The 15,987-nt window shown below is 66.6% G+C and carries 15 protein-coding genes; 7 read left to right on the top strand and 8 right to left on the bottom strand.

The features are described from left to right. The first annotated feature begins 4 nt into the window (after nucleotides 1-4). Nucleotides 5-1,291, top strand: a complete 1,287-nt coding sequence (locus SCA01S_RS02125; protein WP_022676546.1) for a citrate synthase — start codon at nucleotides 5-7, stop codon at nucleotides 1,289-1,291. A 15-nt stretch (nucleotides 1,292-1,306) separates the two neighbouring features. Then, nucleotides 1,307-1,516: a hypothetical protein gene (locus SCA01S_RS02120; protein WP_054130987.1), complete on the top strand. Its 210-nt coding sequence runs from the start codon at nucleotides 1,307-1,309 to the stop codon at nucleotides 1,514-1,516. Between the two features lie 47 nt (nucleotides 1,517-1,563). Here SCA01S_RS02120 and SCA01S_RS02115 read toward each other — a convergent pair whose 3' ends face one another. From SCA01S_RS02115 to SCA01S_RS02095, 5 genes are all read right to left on the bottom strand, one after another. Beyond that, nucleotides 1,564-1,992 (bottom strand): hypothetical protein, encoded by a 429-nt coding sequence (locus tag SCA01S_RS02115; protein ID WP_156306423.1) that lies wholly within the window; start codon nucleotides 1,990-1,992, stop codon nucleotides 1,564-1,566. A 136-nt stretch (nucleotides 1,993-2,128) separates the two neighbouring features. Continuing rightward, entirely contained in the window at nucleotides 2,129-3,529 is a 1,401-nt protein-coding gene (locus SCA01S_RS02110; protein ID WP_022676549.1) for a sensor histidine kinase, read from the bottom strand. A gap of 2 nt (nucleotides 3,530-3,531) precedes the next feature. Then, on the bottom strand, nucleotides 3,532-4,503 hold the full coding sequence (locus SCA01S_RS02105) for a hypothetical protein (protein ID WP_157088833.1): 972 nt from the start codon (nucleotides 4,501-4,503) through the stop codon (nucleotides 3,532-3,534). Further along, nucleotides 4,493-5,713 (bottom strand): hypothetical protein, encoded by a 1,221-nt coding sequence (locus SCA01S_RS02100; protein ID WP_062782396.1) that lies wholly within the window; start codon nucleotides 5,711-5,713, stop codon nucleotides 4,493-4,495. The genes SCA01S_RS02105 and SCA01S_RS02100 overlap by 11 nt, the downstream gene beginning before the upstream one ends. A 97-nt stretch (nucleotides 5,714-5,810) precedes the next feature. Further along, entirely contained in the window at nucleotides 5,811-6,164 is a 354-nt protein-coding gene (locus SCA01S_RS02095; RefSeq protein WP_062782393.1) for a hypothetical protein, read from the bottom strand. Between the two features lie 72 nt (nucleotides 6,165-6,236). On the opposite strand from SCA01S_RS02095, the gene SCA01S_RS02090 reads away from it, so the two are divergent. Beyond that, complete coding sequence (locus SCA01S_RS02090) at nucleotides 6,237-8,963, top strand: hypothetical protein (protein WP_062782390.1); 2,727 nt, start codon at nucleotides 6,237-6,239, stop codon at nucleotides 8,961-8,963. A 61-nt stretch (nucleotides 8,964-9,024) separates the two neighbouring features. Here SCA01S_RS02090 and SCA01S_RS02085 read toward each other — a convergent pair whose 3' ends face one another. Both SCA01S_RS02085 and SCA01S_RS02080 read right to left on the bottom strand, forming a co-directional pair. Continuing rightward, the gene (locus SCA01S_RS02085) at nucleotides 9,025-10,467 is read right to left on the bottom strand and encodes a UdgX family uracil-DNA binding protein (RefSeq protein WP_062782387.1); all 1,443 of its coding nucleotides are present in this window, start codon (nucleotides 10,465-10,467) and stop codon (nucleotides 9,025-9,027) included. Nucleotides 10,468-10,470: 3 nt separating this feature from the next. Beyond that, nucleotides 10,471-11,718 (bottom strand): putative DNA modification/repair radical SAM protein, encoded by a 1,248-nt coding sequence (locus SCA01S_RS02080; RefSeq protein ID WP_054130981.1) that lies wholly within the window; start codon nucleotides 11,716-11,718, stop codon nucleotides 10,471-10,473. 153 nt (nucleotides 11,719-11,871) lie between these two features. On the opposite strand from SCA01S_RS02080, the gene SCA01S_RS02075 reads away from it, so the two are divergent. The 3 genes from SCA01S_RS02075 to SCA01S_RS02070 are packed head-to-tail and all read left to right on the top strand — an operon-like array spanning nucleotide 11,872 to nucleotide 13,274. Further along, nucleotides 11,872-12,612, top strand: coding sequence for an alpha/beta fold hydrolase (locus tag SCA01S_RS02075; RefSeq protein WP_369405402.1), 741 nt, complete (start codon nucleotides 11,872-11,874; stop codon nucleotides 12,610-12,612). An 18-nt stretch (nucleotides 12,613-12,630) separates the two neighbouring features. Beyond that, complete coding sequence (locus SCA01S_RS22990; RefSeq protein WP_327195818.1) at nucleotides 12,631-12,759, top strand: hypothetical protein; 129 nt, start codon at nucleotides 12,631-12,633, stop codon at nucleotides 12,757-12,759. A 32-nt stretch (nucleotides 12,760-12,791) separates the two neighbouring features. Further along, nucleotides 12,792-13,274, top strand: coding sequence for a pyridoxamine 5'-phosphate oxidase family protein (locus SCA01S_RS02070; protein WP_022675415.1), 483 nt, complete (start codon nucleotides 12,792-12,794; stop codon nucleotides 13,272-13,274). An 88-nt stretch (nucleotides 13,275-13,362) separates the two neighbouring features. On the opposite strand, the gene SCA01S_RS02065 is transcribed toward SCA01S_RS02070, so the two are convergent. Beyond that, nucleotides 13,363-14,883, bottom strand: coding sequence for an amino acid permease (locus tag SCA01S_RS02065; protein WP_022675416.1), 1,521 nt, complete (start codon nucleotides 14,881-14,883; stop codon nucleotides 13,363-13,365). Nucleotides 14,884-15,111: 228 nt separating this feature from the next. Here SCA01S_RS02065 and panB point away from each other — a divergent pair, with 228 nt between their 5' ends. Next, entirely contained in the window at nucleotides 15,112-15,981 is an 870-nt protein-coding gene (panB, locus tag SCA01S_RS02060) for a 3-methyl-2-oxobutanoate hydroxymethyltransferase (protein WP_062782384.1), read from the top strand. Nucleotides 15,982-15,987 lie beyond the last annotated feature (6 nt).

The following is a 15,987-nucleotide window of genomic DNA, read 5'->3' as shown; positions in this document are numbered from 1 at the left end:
TAGCGTGAGCGACAATCAGGCTACTTTGACCATCGATGGCAAGACCATCGACCTTCCGGTCAAGAGCGGCACCATCGGGCCGGACGTCCTCGACATCCGTAAGCTTTACGGCCAGTCGGGCAAGTTCACCTACGATCCGGGCTTTACCTCCACCGCCAGCTGCGACAGCGCGATCACCTATATCGATGGTGACGAAGGCGTCCTGCTGCACCGCGGCTATCCGATCGGCCAGCTGGCCGAGCATTCCAGCTTCATGGAAGTGAGCTACCTGCTGCTGAACGGCGAACTGCCGAACCAGGACGAGCTGGCCAACTTCTCCCGCACGATCACGCGCCACACCATGGTGCACGAGCAGCTGACCAAGTTCTACAGCGGTTTCCGCCGTGACGCGCACCCGATGGCGGTGATGTGCGGCGTGGTGGGCGCGCTCTCGGCGTTCTATCATGATTCGACCGACATCGCCGATCCGCAGAACCGCACGATCAGCTCGCACCGCCTGATCGCCAAGATCCCCACGATCGCGGCGATGGCCTACAAGTATTCGGTTGGTCAGCCGTTCCTCTATCCGCGCAACGATCTGTCGTACACCGGCAACTTCCTGCGCATGACCTTTGGCGTTCCGGCCGAAGAATATGAAGTGATCCCCGAAGTCGAACGCGCGATGGATCGCATCTTCATTCTGCACGCCGACCATGAGCAGAACGCGTCGACCTCGACCGTGCGCCTGGCCGGTTCGTCGGGTGCCAACCCGTTTGCCTGCATCGCGGCCGGCATTGCCTGCCTGTGGGGCCCGGCACACGGCGGCGCCAACGAGGCGGCGCTCAACATGCTGCGCGAGATCGGCACGCCCGACAAGATCCCGCACTATATCGAGCGCGCCAAGGACAAGAACGATCCGTTCCGCCTGATGGGCTTTGGCCACCGCGTCTACAAGAACTACGATCCGCGCGCCACGGTGATGCAGAAGACCGTGCGCGAAGTGTTCGACGCGCTCAAGGTCAACGATCCGCTGTTCGAAACCGCGCTGCGCCTGGAAGAGATCGCGCTCAACGATCCCTACTTCGTGGAAAAGAAGCTGTTCCCGAACGTGGACTTCTATTCGGGCATCATCCTTTCGGCGATCGGTTTCCCGACCACGATGTTTACCGTGCTGTTTGCCCTCGCCCGCACCGTGGGCTGGGTGGCGCAGTGGAACGAAATGATCAGCGATCCCGGCCAGAAGATCGGTCGCCCGCGCCAGCTCTACACCGGGCCGACGCAGCGCGACTACGTTCCGATCAACCAGCGCTAAGCCGGAAGATACACGATGAAGAGAAAGGCGGTCATGGTGGCGATCCTGCGGATCATCGGCTTGGCCGCCTTTTTCATGGGCCTGCTGTGGATCGCGCAAGGCCTGGGCTTGGTGCACTGGCCGCGCGAAAGCTTCATGCTCGATCAGCGACCGTGGGCGTGGCGTGGCCTCGTACTGGCGCTGCTGGGCATTGCCGCCGTGTGGCGCGCCGGTCGCCGGCGCTGATCGCACAAGACCCGCGCCGGCCGGCTTGGCCGCGCCATTCCCACAATTTATTCGAACGCGGCAGGGTCTGGCGTGGGCGCCTGGCAGGCCTGGTGATTGCCATTCTGGCATGCCGCGACCTGCTCGTGCCACGCATCCATTGCCCGCGCATAGGCAGCGTCGCGGCGCGACTGGGTGGTGCGGATCATGGCGATGGTGTCGCGCCGGGCCTGCACGGCCTGGTGATAATCATGCACCGCTGCGTGGTAGCTTTGCAGTTCGGCGTTCCGCTCGGCGCGGGCGGTGTTGGTATCGATCGCCAGCGCCTGCGCCTCGTTGCGATTGACCGCGCTAACCCCGGGATCCTGGCCGGGAACGACCACGCCCGGAGGGGCCGTCATTGATGCTGCTGCCGAACCATCGTTGAACGGCTGGTTGGGATCTACTGCCTGGGCCAGCGCCGGGGTCGCCACCAAGGCGCCCAACAGGCCGACCATCGCCATTTTCCTGATCATCGCGAATCTCCGAAACAAGCGTCAGATTTCCGGTCCCCGATGCCCAGCGTTGTGGGCGAGACGGTCTGAACGTTTGCGGAATGCCATGAAAAGGTGCGGTTAACCTGGCGGCCAAGAATCAGCGCGCGTTGACGATACCGGCGCTGGGCAGGTCTGCCGGCAGGGTCAGCACAAAGCGGGCGCCCTCGCCCGGTGTGCTCGATACGGTAAGATCACCGGCCATGGCGCGGGCCAGCCGGCGGGAGATATAGAGGCCCAAGCCCGATCCGCCATCGCCGCTGCGGCCCAGCCGTTCGAACTTTTCAAACACGCGCGCCGCCTGATCGGCAGTCAGCCCCTCGCCGCGATCTTCCACCGCGATCCAGGCCGTGGCTCCTTCCACACCGCAGGCCAGAGTTACGGTGGCATGGGCCGGGGTATAGCGGATAGCATTGCTCAACAGGTTGAGCAGTACCTGCAGCACGCGGCGAAACTCGCCGATCGCCGGGGCGTGGCACGCCTCCTCGGGCAAGGCCAGGGCGATGCCCCGCTCGCGCGCGCGGACGGACAGAATACCGGCGGCGCGGCGGGCGCAATCGGCGAGGTCGATGTGATCGGGCGCGGGGGCAAAGCCCGGCGCCTCTACCGCATCGAGATCGGCCAGGTCTTCGACCAGGCCGAGCAGATGGCGCCCCGCCTCGGCAATGTCGGCGGCATAGTTGCCATAGGCATCGGCCAGCGGGCCCGCCAGGCGGCTGCGAATGGTTTCGGCATTGGCGATGATCCGGCTGATCGGCTGGCGCAGTGCGGGCGCAAGATCACGTCCGAGGAACCCGGTCCAGGGCGGCAGTGGCGCATCGGCGCCGGCCATGGCAGGCTCTGCTCCACGCAGGGGATCGGCCGGCAGCGCCAGGATAGTTTCAGGCAAGAGCAGCAGATCGAACCCGCTGCCCACGCGCGGCAACAGGCGCACGCGCCAGCGCCGGGCCGACCCGGCGACATCGACGACCATGTCATCGAGCAGCCGCCAGTGCAGCCGCGCCGTCTCGATGCGCCCCTGGCCAAGCGACAGCGCCGGAGACAAGGCCCAATGGCGCCCAGTGGAGCCGGCCAGGTCTGCGGCCAGTTCGGCAAGATCGGCGGCAGCCAGATCGGCGGTGATTACCCGCTGCTGCTCATCAAGCAGGACATGCCCCTGCGCAAGATGATGCCACAGCGCAGACGCATCAAACGCGGGCAGGCCATCATCGGGCGCGGCCGCGCGGCGCCAATCGCGCAGCACCAGGGCAATGCCATCGTCGTCAGGCGTGGCCTGGGCATGAAACGCGATGGCGCAATCGCCATCCATCGCCACGATCGGCCGCGCCTGCGCCAAACCGGAAACCCGCACCTGGCGGACCAGCGCCAGCAGCGCCGGAACCGCCAGCATGCCCGGCATCGTACCACCGGCCGCGATCTGCAACCGGGCCAGGGCCTCATCAGCCGCAACCAGGGTGTCCGCAGCATCGCAGCGGGCGTGGATCGGATCGGCCGTGGCCAAAGTCAGCCGCCCAGCCTGGCATGCGCCAGGCGCTCGGCCGCATCCTGCGGCGACAGCGCGCCTACGGCCGCCGGCACCAGCGCTTCGGGATGGAACACCGCGACATGGCTGCGCACCGCGTCGCCATCCAGGCCAGCCGCGCGCAAGACCAGCGCCAGCCGCGCCAGATGCGAAGGCGCGGTCAACAGCGCGGCATCCTCGCGCGGGGCGCCCATGGCGCGGGCCAGCGCGGTGAGGAACAGCGCCGGTCCAGCGTGCAGCGGATCGAGCGCCAGCGCCAGATCGGGCAGCGTATCGACCAGGCGGCGCAGCAGCGCGAGGCGCCCGCGCTCGGCATCGAAACGCAGGCGCAACGACCGTTCGGCAATGATTGCACGGCTTTGCGCCTCGGCATCGTCTTGTGCGCGGGCGTGCAGCGTGACCAGGGCAATACGCAGCAGATCTTGCGGCAGTTCACCCAGCGGAAGCTGCATGCGCCGCTGTGCCTGGCAGAACCGGGCCTGCGCCACCAGGGCCGCCATGGCTGCGGCCGAGCGATCCCCGTCCTGCGCCGCAATCGCCGCTTCAACCAGGGGCGCGACCACCATGTCCACGCCGTGATCCTGCTCAAGCCGGCAGGCAAGCTGCCATTCCAATGCCTGGCCATGCACGGCGGCCAAGAAGGCTCCATTGGCGCTGAGCAGGCTGGCAAACCCGGCCACCTCGTCAATGTCGGGCTCAACCCCTTCGCCCGCGCCACCGGCCTGGGCCTGGGCCACCGCCAGTTGCCGGGCGACATCATCAATCATGCCGCGCACATGGGCGATCACCGTATCGCCGAACACCGCGCGCTCTTCCTGCAAGACCAGATGGCGCAGAATAGGGGCCGTGCTGTCGAGCACGGCACCGGCGCGCGCCAGGCCAGCGGCGAGCCAGGCATCGTCTTCGTGCGAAAGGGGCGCGGGGTGCTGCATGCCCGTGGTTCTAGGTTCCATTGGTTAGCAAGCGGTTAGGAAACAGACCATGCGCCTGTGCCAAGGCGGTGGCAAGCAGCACGACGACGATCACCCGCAGGCCTGTTTCCAGCGGCATGAACAGCCCCACCACAAGCAGCGTCAGCGCCACCAGCAGCCGGTCACACAGCCATGCCGTCCAACGGAAATCGCGCAGCACTACCGGAAACAGCCAGAGGATCAGGACCAGGACCAGCGGCGGAAACCACGCCGTCTGGGCCGTAGGCCCGCCACTCGCACGCCAGGCGCAGATCGCCACCAGCGCACCATCCACCAGCGGGCCAAACAACGCGCCGCCGCGCAAGCGGCCCGATGCCTGCATCAGCGATGCCTGTTCCACCCGCGCCAGCAAGCGCCCGGCCTGCAACACCACCCAGCCCAGGCCAACCAGCGCAAAAGCCAGCCCCGCCCTGCCCCACCAGCCCGCGCCCAGCGCGAGCAGCACGAGCAGGAGCGCCGCTGCCATGGCTACCCACGGCCGCGTGCGGGCATGCAAGAGCGCAGGGCCGATCCGCCGCACCGCCTGCACCGCGAGCCATTCCCCCGGCGAGCGGACGTGTCCGGCCGCCGTGTGCTGGGCCAGCCAATCGTTTTCCGCGGCATGGGCATCGGCCTCGTTGCGCACCAGGCGCCAGCGGCCGGAGGCAAGCAGCGCCTGCGGCACCGCGCGCAACGGCAGGCGCGCCTGCGTCGCCAGGCGCAGCAGCGCGGCAACCGGGTTCCATTCGGGCGGCAGATCGCCCAGCCCGGCCACCACCCGGCCGGGCATGCGCATTGCGCCGGCCCAGGCATGGTTGATGTCGATACGTTCGAACCCGGCTGCAACGCCGGCTTCCACCGGCAAGGCCAACACGCCCGGCGCCTCGTCCAGAATGCGGCGGGCATCCTCGGGCATGGCCAGGAACCCTTCGGCAAAGACGATCAGTTCATCCTCGGCCGAAACCAGCGGCACCAGTGCACGCGCCGCGGTTATGATGTGAAAGCGCGCGCCGCGCTGTTCGGCGACGTGCTGGATCTCGACGATCTCGGCCGAGAGCATTTCGGCATGGACGACGATTCGCGTGGCGCCCAGCGCCAGCGCCAAGCCCAGCTGGTGGCGCGCGATGCTGTGCCCGGCGATCGGCAAGAAACCGGGGTTTCCACCCGATTGGACGGCGCCGTCGCCCGCCAGATCGACCGGCACATTTTCCATCAACGATATGAGCGCGACCCGCAACTGTATGCCTCCTGATCGCGCGCATGGTAGGGCGGCAACCCCGCCGTGCCAAGCGCCCGTCGGGCGTTTCGGATCAGGCCTGATCGGGGCTGATCGGCGCTGGATCTGCTGGCGCCGGATCCTGTGCACCGGCGCTGAAATCATCCAGCCACATCGCGATCTTGCGCAAGACCGCCGGATCGCCCGGCGCACCGGCCAGCGCCTGTTCCACCAGGCGCATCAAGCCTTGCGCATGGAACGAGGCAGCCAGACCTTTGAGCCGCATGCCGGCCATCGACCAGTTGCCGTCACAGCGTGAGCGCCGCATGAGATCGACCTGCCGCCGCGCGCTGTCGAGAAAAGCGCCGCGCAGTTCGGCAAACAGCGCCGGGTCACTGCCGGCCACGGCCGCCAGCTGCGCATCGATCGGATCGCCAAGATAAGCCATGCTGTTGATAGTGTGGCATCAGGGCTTAAGGCGGGTTTAACCGCCCCCCTTTTCCATGATAGAGATGCGCGCATGAATGGGGGACCACGGATCATTCCGATCGAAGCCAACCAGCCGGAAACCGGCGGGCATGGCCTGGCGCTGGATCGTGAACAGGCAGAAACCGCCTTGCCCATTACCCCATCTTTACAGGAATTTGCCGATCAAAGCGAAGACGCTTTCGACGATGCCGCGACGGGGTCACCAGCCCCCTGGCCTTGGGCCTTGGCGGGGGGCCTGATCGCGGTGTGGACGAGCTTTTTTGCCTGGGCCAGCGTTCCTGGACTGGTTGCCGTGCGCAGCCCCGCCGCATGGGCAGCTGCCACCGGCCAGTGGGCGGCGCCGGTGCTGGTCGTGCTGGTCACCCTGCTGCTGATCCAGCGCGGCAGCGGGCGCGAGGCGCGCCGGTTTTCCAGCATTGCCAGCGGCCTTTCGCGCGAATCAGCGCAGCTGCACCAGCAGCTGGGTGCGATCAACACCGAGCTGGCCCTCGCCCGCGATTTCATCGCCGCCCAGGCGCGCGATCTCGATGCGCTGGGCCGCGTGGCGGCTGACCGCCTGTCTATTCATGCCGACAGCCTGCGCGGGCTGATCCAGGACAACGGCGCGCAGGTCAACGCGATCGCCGATGTGGCGGCCAACGCGCTCGACAACATGGAAAAGCTGCGCAGCCAGCTGCCGGTGATCGCCAACAGCGCCAAGGACGTGACCAACTCCATCGCCAACGCCGGGCGCACCGCGCACGTGCAGCTGGAAGACATGGTCGCCGGGTTCCAGCGCCTGAACGAATTCGGCCTCGCCAGCGAGCGCCAAGTGGCCAGCGTGCGCGATCAGGTTCAGGCGGCACTCGGCGCGTTGACCGCGGCCGGGGTTGACCTTGCCCGACAGACCGAGGCGCGCTTTGCCACCTTGGAAGAAGAAGTGAGCAGCCATCGCGCCGCGCTCGACCAGGAAGAGCATGCCGCGCTTGCTGCGATCCGCGCCCGCGCCCAGGCCTTGGCCGATAGGCTGGGCGAGCAGCGCCGCACCATGGCGAGTGCCGAGCGCGAAAGCCTGGCGGCGCTGGAACAGCGCCTGGCCACGCTGAAGGAAGCCAGCGCCACGCTGGGCGAAGCCGTGGCCGAGCAGGAAAGCGCCGCGCTCGCCAGCTGGCAGGCCCGCAGCGAGGCGCAGATGCGCACGTTGCGCGCCGCGCTCGACGACTTGACCGCCGCCCAGGACAGCACCCAGGCGCAGGCCCAGGCTCGCCTGGCCCGCTTTGCCGAGGAAAGCCGCGCGCTGGTGGCTGCCCTCGACGCGGAAGGCGAAGCGATCGACGCCGCCGTCGCCCAGCGCCGTGCCGCGCTGGCAGCTGGCGCCGATGACCAGCGCGAAACGCTGGCCCGCCGCATGGTGGAAATTGACCGCGCCATTGCCGAGCGGCGCAGCGCGCTCGCCGCCGCTGCCAACGAGGCGACCGAGGCATTGGCCCACAAGCTGGCCGACCTCGATCGCGCGCTCGATACCCAGCGCACACGCCAGCACGATGAAGCGCGCCGCCTGGCTGCACAATGCGATGCCGCCGCCGCCCGCGCGGCAGAACTTGCCGAAACGCTGTCGGCCTCGGCCAGCATGGGCGATACCACGGCCCAGGCCGTGGCCCGCGCGCTCGATCTGCTGCGCACGCGCCTGGCCGAAACCGGCATCGAACTGACCACGCAAGACGATCATATCGCGCGCACCACCGATGCCGCCGTGCGCCTGCTCGAACTGATCCAGGCCGCCGGGCAGCACAGCCGCAACGAACTGCCCGAGATCTTGCGCACCAGCCAGGCCGGCCTTGCCGAACTGGACCAGCGCGTGGCCGCGATGCATGCCCAACTGGGTGAAGCGGGCAGCAAGGGCACGGCCCTGGCCGAAACGGTGCGCGGCACCAGCGCCGACATTGCCGAGGCGCTGGCTCATGTCGCCCGCCTGCACGAAGCCTTTGCCCAGCAGGCCGCGGCCGAGCGTGCGCAGCTCAATGAAGTGCGCGCCACGCTGGAAACCGCACGTGGCGAGGCCGAGGCGCTTTCGGGTGACATCACCGGCACCATGGCCACCGCGATCGATCGCCTCAATGCCGCCGCCCGTGCCGCTGGCGATACCATGGGCGAAACCCTCAAGGACGAAATCGAGGCCCTTGCCGCGCGGCTGGGCGAGGAAGGCAACGCCGCATTCGCGCGCGTGTTGCAAGGCCGCGGCGCCGAACTGATCGCCCGGTTGGAGCAGGCCATCGACAACGCCGCCGATGCCAGCCGCGACAGCGCCGTGCAGATGCGCGACCAGTTGGCCAAGGTGGACGAACTGGCCACCAACCTGGAAAACCGCGTTGCCCGTGCGCGGGAACGGGCCGAAGAACAGGTCGACAACGACTTCGCGCGCCGGACCGCGCTGATCACCGAGTCCCTCAATTCCGCCGCGATCGACATTGCCCAGGCGCTGTCGACCGATGTTTCGGAAACGGCCTGGGCTTCGTACCTTCGTGGCGATCGCGGCATCTTCACCCGCCGGGCGGTTACCCTGCTCGACAGTGCCGATGCCAAGGCGGTGCAGCAGCACTATGCCGGCGACGCCGAATTCCGCGGCCACGTAAACCGCTATATCCACGATTTCGAAGGCATGCTGCGCCAGTTGCTCTCGACGCGCGATGGCAATGCCCTGGGCGTAACGCTGCTGTCGTCCGACATGGGCAAGCTTTATGTGGCGCTGGCGCAGGGGATCGAGCGGCTTCGGGCGTGAGGTTGGTTTAGGCTTCCCACCACCCCCAACCCCCTCCTCTGAAGAGGAGGGGGCTTTGATTTCAGCTTGTTAACTCCCCCTCCTCTTTAGAGGAGTGGGTTGGGGGGTGGTGGAACACTGCCGCCAACGCCTGCGCAAACCCGCGCAAATCCGCCACGAACCGCGCCTGTTCCGCCTCTCGCGCCGCGCCATCCAGACGCAGCAGATAGCTGGGATGGCAGGTCAGCCAGATGTCTGTGTCGCCTTGCCGCGCAAGCAATCCGCGCTCGCGCTGCACGCTGGCAGTCCGGCCGATCAACCCGCGCGCGGCGCTGGCGCCCAGCGCCAGGATCAGGCGCGGCGCCACCAGCTCGCGCTCGCGGTCCAGCCACCAGCGACAGGTATCGATCTCACCGGCCGTGGGCGTCTGGTGCAGGCGACGCTTGCCGGTGGGCTGATGCTTGAAATGCTTGACCGCGTTGGTCAGCCAGCCCTGCCCCGGATCGATCCCGGCAGCCTGCAACTGGCTGCGCAGCACCTCGCCAGCCGGGCCAACGAACGGGCGGCCCTCCATTTCTTCGGTATCGCCCGGCTGCTCGCCCACGATCATGAACGCGCGGCGGCGCGTGCCTTCGCCCGGCACGGCGCGGGTGCCGTTGCAGCCGATCGCGCAATGGCGGCAGCCGGCAATGCCGGTGGCCAGATCGGCCAGGCTATCCGGCGCAGGTCCGAACTCCTGCCGCCCCAGATCGACCATGGCCGCCTCGCGCGCCTGGGCTCCGGCGATTAGTTCGGGAATGAGCGCGGCTTCGGGCATGTTCTTCCAATACTTGCGCGGCATTTCCTTGAGCATGGCGCCCACCTTGAGCCGCGCCGGATTGAAAATGTTGGCGTAATAGGTGCGCCACAATTCTTCCAGCGGATCACCGCCGGGTGCATCCAGGCGAGTGGCCGGTGGCCCTTCCTCCAGCACATCGCCGGTCCAGTGCAGCGATCCGGCCGGCGTCAGGATCGACCAGCGCATCGCCGCAAAGCGCCGCACGAAGAAGCCGGCATTGGCGCGCAGGATATGATGGTCGGGCTCGAACCAGGCGACATAGCGCTCGCTGCCATCGGGCTCGGCCACGCTGCGGAAGCGCAGGAACGCGCGCATTTTGTGGATGTCGCGCCGCACCGGACGCGACAATTGATCCAGCCGGCGCACGAGCGGATCGGCCGCATCCTCGGCCAGGCGCGGCTGGCCCTGCAGGCGCCAGAGCAGGCGATAGGCCAGATCAAAGCGTTCGGGCGCACGGTGCAGCAGGGCCATACGCACCAGGTTGAGAAACGCCTTGCTGGCGCGCACTGTCGGGGCATCGGGCCTTGGCGGCGGGATCGGCGCGGGACTTTGCGCGAACAGATCGCCCGGCCCCTGCCCCGGCTCTTCCCACGATACCGCATCAGGCGCGATCCCGGCCAGGATCAGCCCGCGCGCCGCCGTGCGCCAGGCCTCGTTATCATCGGGCGCGGGAAGGCAGACGCGCAAGGATCAGGTGCCGAACAGTTCGAGCTGCCGCGCCTTGTGCGGGGCCAGGCTGGCGCGCAGGTCTGCCCGATCGACCAGCAGCGTGGGCCGCCAATCGGCCGTGACGATGAAGGGCCGCACCTTGGTGAGCGAGACGGTCAGCCGGCCCACGTCTTCCAGCCGCAGCCGGCGCTGCCGCCGGGCCGACAGCAGTGCATTGACGGCGCGCACGCCGAGGCCAGGCACGCGCAGCAGCGCCTCGCGCGGGGCGCGGTTGACGTCGACCGGGAAAGCGTCGCGAAAGCGCAGCGCCCAGGCAAGCTTGGGATCGATATCGAGCGGCAGCATGCCGCCCGCATCGGCCGCCTGCTGCACCTCGTGCGGAGCAAAGCCATAAAAGCGCATCAGCCAGTCAGACTGATAGAGCCGGTGTTCACGCATCAGGGGCGGGCGTTGCAGCGGCAAGACCGCACTGGCATCGGGGATCGGACTGAACGCGGAATAATAGACGCGGCGCAGGCGAAAGCGGCTGTAGAGCGTGGCCGAGCGGCCGACGATATCAGCGTCGCTGGCCTGGTCGGCGCCAACGATCATCTGGGTCGATTGTCCGGCCGGTGCAAAGCGCGGCGCATGGCGGAAGCGCTTGCGCGCGTCCTTGGCCTCGACAATGGCGCTGCCGATGCTGGCCATGGCGCCCTCGATCACCGGCGTGGATTTGTCGGGCGCCAGCCGCGCCAAACCCGCCTGGGTGGGCAATTCCACATTGATCGACACGCGATCGGCATAGAGCCCGGCCCGCGCGACCAGTTCGGGATCAGCCTCGGGGATCGTCTTGAGATGAATATAGCCGCGAAATTCATGCTCTTCGCGCAGGATGCGGGCGGCCTCGATCAACTGTTCCATCGTATGGTTGGATGACCGCACGATGCCCGAGGACAAGAACAGGCCCTCGATATAGTTGCGGCGATAGAATGCTATTGTCAGGTCAGCCACTTCCTGCGGCGTGAAGCGCGCGCGGCGCACGTTGGAACTCTTGCGGTTGACGCAATAGTGGCAATCGAAAATGCAGTGGTTGGTCAGCAGGATCTTGAGCAGCGAGATGCACCGCCCATCGGGCGCATAGGCATGGCAGATGCCCATGCCCTCGGTCGAGCCAAGGCCCTTGCCGCCGGCGCTGTTGCGCTTGGCCGTGCCGGATGAGGCACAGGAAGCGTCGTATTTGGCGGCATCGGCCAGGATGCCGAGCCGTTCCATGACCGAGGGTTGCGACATTCGTTCCTTATACGTTCTTCTTTCCGGCAATGCCAGTGCCGATGCGGCGAACCGCCCACGGCATTTTGGGCAGGGCACCGGAACGCTCTTCCCCCTCAACCGGTTATAGGTGCGGAGGGGCAGACGATTTGCGGAGATTTCCCAACCATGCCCATGATCAAGACGCGCGATGGCACCCAGCTTTACGTCAAGGCCTGGGGGCAAGGTCCCGCCGTGGTGCTGATCCATGGCTGGCCGCTCAATGCCGATAGCTGGGACCCGGTGATGAATGCGCTGGCTGGCGCGGGCTATCGCGCCATCGCCTACGATCGCCGCGGGTTCGGCCGGTCAGACCAGCCCAGCCATGGCTATGACTATGACACCTTCGCCGACGATCTCGCCGATGTGCTGGCAGCCACCGACGCGCGGCCGGGCGCGGCCCTCGTCGGCTTTTCCATGGGTGGCGGGGAAATTGCCCGTTATCTTTCGCGCCACGGTGCCGATGGCATCGGGCGGGTGGCGCTGGTTTCATCGGTTGTGCCGTTCATGGCCAAGACCGAAGACAATCCTGACGGCGTGCCGCAAGAGACCTTCAACCAGATGACCGAGGGCATGCTGGCCGACCGGGCCAAGTTCATGGCCGGGTTCATCAAGGATTTCTATGGGGTTGGCCTCTTGGCTCAACCGGTGAGCGACGAACAGCGCGCGCTGTCGTGGAACCACGCGATGCAAGCCGGACTGCTGCCGACCTTGGCCGCGGCAAAGGCCTTTGCCACCACCGATTTCCGCGGTGACCTGGCGAGCTTTACCGTGCCGACACTGGTGATCCACGGCACGGGCGACAAGACCGTGCCGATCGAGGCGACCGGCCGCGCGGTGGCCCGCGCCGTCCCCCATGCCATGCTGGTCGAATAATCCGGCGCACCGCACGGCGTGTTTGCCACGGAAACCGAGCGGCTGATCGCTGACCTCACCGAATTTCTGGCCGGGCGTCGCCCGGATGATCGCCAGGCCGCGATCGATGCGGTGACGGCGCAAATGCTGATCACCCCCAACGTCTGACCCGAACACCCCCCTTTCACAGGAGAGAAACGATGCATTATGACCAAGGCAACCCGGCGGAACTGAAGGAAAAGTTCTGGAAGGAACTGGCCCATTCGCCTTTCGTGATGCTGCAACTGGATGCCGATCCAGAAAGCGCCGCGCCAATGACCGCGCAGCTTGACCGCGATGCAAACCACGCCATCTGGTTCTTCACCTCGCGCGACAATCGCTTTGCCGCGCAGGGTGGCGCTACGGCGACCTATGCCGCCAAGGGGCATGATCTGTTCGCCCGCTTCACCGGCGCGCTGACCGAGGAAACCGACCGCGCCCTGCTCGACAAGCATTGGAGCCGCATGGTGGAATCATGGTTTCCGGGCGGCAAGAACGATCCCAACCTGCTGTTCCTGCGCATGGACCTGGGCGAAGCGGCAATCTGGTCGGGTGAAGTGGGCGTGATGGGCGCGGTCAAGATGGCGCTGGGCCTGCCCGTGGGCGACAGCATCAAGGGTGGCTACGCCGAAACCAGCCTCTAAACGGAACGAACCCGTTCCAATAGGCAAAGGCCGCCGCTTCCCCGGGGAAACGGCGGCCTTTGTATTGCTGGCCCAAAGTGATGCGCGATCAGTCGATCGGCGGCACCGAGCTGGGCGGCAGGTCAGCATCGCCTTCGTGCACTTCCGTCAGGCCACGGCCAACATGGCTGCGGCTGCGGCTATAGGCATAATACACGATCAGGCCGAGCACAGCCCAGCCGATGAACAGCTGGATCGTTGCGGCCGACAGACTGCCGAACAGATAGATGCAGCCGAGGATCGAAATGGGGGCAACGATCATCACCGCCGGCGTGCGGAACGGACGCTTGCGCGTGGGATCGGTCCGGCGCAGCACCAGCACCGCAATCGAGACTGCCGCGAACGCGAACAGCGTGCCCGAGTTCGACACGTCCGCCAGCAGACCAACCGGGAAGAAGGCAGCGAACAGCGCCACGAACACCCCGGTGAGCAGCGTGATCACGTGCGGCGTGTGGAAACGCGGATGAATCTTGGAGAAAAATTCCGGCAGCAGGCCGTCGCGGCTCATCACGAAGAAGATGCGGGTCTGGCCGAACATCATCATCAGGATGACGGAAGGCAGCGCCAGGATGGCGGCAAGGCCCACCAGCCAGCCCACCATCGGGTGGCCGACCGAACGCAGCGTCCACGCCAGGGCTTCCTTGGAGCAGACCACGGCGTTTTCACCGATCGCCTTGCAGGCATCAGACAGCGCGGGCGATCCGGGCGACAGAGCAACATGGCCGGGGCCGAACACCGGCTGCGCGCCAACAGTGCCAATCACGCCAGCGGCCACCAGCATGTAGAATACGGTGCAGATTGCCAAGCTGCCGATCAGGCCGATCGGCATGTTGCGTTGCGGATTCTTGGTCTCTTCTGCCGCAGTAGAAACCGCGTCGAAGCCGACATAGGCAAAGAAGATCGATGCCGCAGCGCCGGAAATGCCGGTGAAGCCCAGCGGCGCGAACGGCTGGAAATTGCCTGCCTTGATCATGGGAATGGTCAGCGCGATGAACAGGGACAGGGCGACGATCTTGATCGCCACCAGCACCGCGTTGACCGTGGCGCTTTCCTTGGTGCCCAGGATCAGCAGGCCGGTAATCACCACGGCAATACCCATGGCCGGCAAGTTGATCAGGCCACCGTCAAACGGGCCGCGCACCAGTTCCAGCGGCACGGTTATATGCAAACTGTTCTGGACAAAGCCGATCATGTAGCCCGACCAGCCGACCGACACGGCACCGGCAGCGATGGCATATTCCAGAATCAGCGCCCAGCCGACCATCCAGGCCACCAGTTCGCCCATCACGGCGTAGCTATAGGTATAGGCGGAACCCGAGACCGGCACCATGGCTGCCATTTCGGCGTAACACAGCGCCGCTACCGCACAGACGAAGCCGGCGATGATGAAGCTGATCATCATGCCCGGCCCGGCCTTTTGCGCGGCTTCTGCGGTAAGCACGAAAATACCGGTGCCGATCACGGCACCAACGCCCAGCATGGTCAGTTGGAAGGCACCGAGCGAGCGGTGCAATGATTTCTTTTCGGCTGTCGCCAGAATAGCGTCGAGTGGTTTGACGCGTCCAAACATTGAAATCTCCCGCCTTGGACCGGTGCGGCGGGAACCCCCACGCCAACACGTTGCACCGGTAACCAGGTCATGGGCCGCAACGCTAGCGGCAACCTATGGCTTGGCAAAGGGCCTTTTTTCATCTGCATGTGCCAATGCCCCCTGCCCTTGCGGGTTTTGCCCCATGGTATAGAAGCGCGCGCCACACCTGACCGGCTTTTGGGGCCAGCTTTTGGGAAAGCAGTGCGCATGTCCACCACCTTTCAGCTCGACACGGCCACCAGCCGCGCCCATCCCACCCCGGCGCCGATGAAGCGCCTGTCGGTGCCCGCCATCCGCCAGCGCAAGGTGGATGGGCACACCGCGCAGCCGATCGTGATGCTCACCGCCTATACCGCGCGCCAGGCGCAATTGCTGGATGCGCATTGCGATATCCTGCTCGTGGGGGATTCGCTGGGCCAGGTGATCTATGGCTTGCCATCGAGCGTTCCGGTCACGCTCGACATGATGGCCGCCCATGGCGCTGCCGTGGTGCGCGGTTCATATCATGCGGTGGTGATCGTGGACATGCCGTTCGGCAGCTATGAAGCCTCTCCGCAAGCGGCCTTTGCGGCGGCGGCGCGGCTGCTCAAGGACACCGGCTGCGCCGGGGTCAAGCTGGAAGGCGGCGCGGCCATGGCCGAAACCGTGGCGTTCCTGGTGGCGCGCGGCATCCCGGTGATGGGCCACGTCGGCCTGACGCCGCAGGCGGTGAACGTGCTGGGTGGCTATGGCGCGCGCGGCCGCAGCCAGGCCGAAGCCGACAAGATCCTCGCCGATGCCCGCGCGCTGGCCGATGCCGGCGCCTTTGCCATCGTGGCCGAAGGTGTGGTGGAACCGCTGGCCATTGCCATCACCCAGGCGGTGCCGTGCCCGGTGATCGGCATTGGCGGATCGGCGCAGTGCGATGGCCAAGTGCTGGTGACCGAAGACATGCTGGGCATGTTCGAGCGCGTGCCCCGCTTTGTGAAGCGCTATGCCGAAGTGGCCGGCACGATCGAGCAAGCGGCCGCCCACTATGCCCAGGAAGTACGCGACCGCGCGTTTCCGGGGCCGGAGCAGACCTACCAGCCGAAGTAATCCGCG

This window comes from Novosphingobium capsulatum NBRC 12533 (assembly GCF_001598375.1).
GTDB lineage: Bacteria > Pseudomonadota > Alphaproteobacteria > Sphingomonadales > Sphingomonadaceae > Novosphingobium > Novosphingobium capsulatum.
The sequence above is the reverse complement of the archived record's forward strand: the minus strand, read 5'-3'. Positions and strand labels throughout refer to the sequence as shown.

Coding starts and splice junctions, on each gene's coding strand:
- SCA01S_RS02120 (WP_054130987.1), top strand. CDS start 1,307: ATGAAGAGAAAGGCGGTCATGGTGGCGATCCTGCGGATCATCGGCTTG.
- SCA01S_RS02115 (WP_156306423.1), bottom strand. CDS start 1,992: ATGGTCGGCCTGTTGGGCGCCTTGGTGGCGACCCCGGCGCTGGCCCAG.
- SCA01S_RS02105 (WP_157088833.1), bottom strand. CDS start 4,503: ATGGAACCTAGAACCACGGGCATGCAGCACCCCGCGCCCCTTTCGCAC.
- SCA01S_RS02100 (WP_062782396.1), bottom strand. CDS start 5,713: ATGGAAAATGTGCCGGTCGATCTGGCGGGCGACGGCGCCGTCCAATCG.
- SCA01S_RS02095 (WP_062782393.1), bottom strand. CDS start 6,164: ATGGCTTATCTTGGCGATCCGATCGATGCGCAGCTGGCGGCCGTGGCC.
- SCA01S_RS02090 (WP_062782390.1), top strand. CDS start 6,237: ATGAATGGGGGACCACGGATCATTCCGATCGAAGCCAACCAGCCGGAA.
- SCA01S_RS02080 (WP_054130981.1), bottom strand. CDS start 11,718: ATGTCGCAACCCTCGGTCATGGAACGGCTCGGCATCCTGGCCGATGCC.
- SCA01S_RS02075 (WP_369405402.1), top strand. CDS start 11,872: ATGATCAAGACGCGCGATGGCACCCAGCTTTACGTCAAGGCCTGGGGG.
- SCA01S_RS02070 (WP_022675415.1), top strand. CDS start 12,792: ATGCATTATGACCAAGGCAACCCGGCGGAACTGAAGGAAAAGTTCTGG.
- SCA01S_RS02065 (WP_022675416.1), bottom strand. CDS start 14,883: ATGTTTGGACGCGTCAAACCACTCGACGCTATTCTGGCGACAGCCGAA.
- panB (WP_062782384.1), top strand. CDS start 15,112: ATGTCCACCACCTTTCAGCTCGACACGGCCACCAGCCGCGCCCATCCC.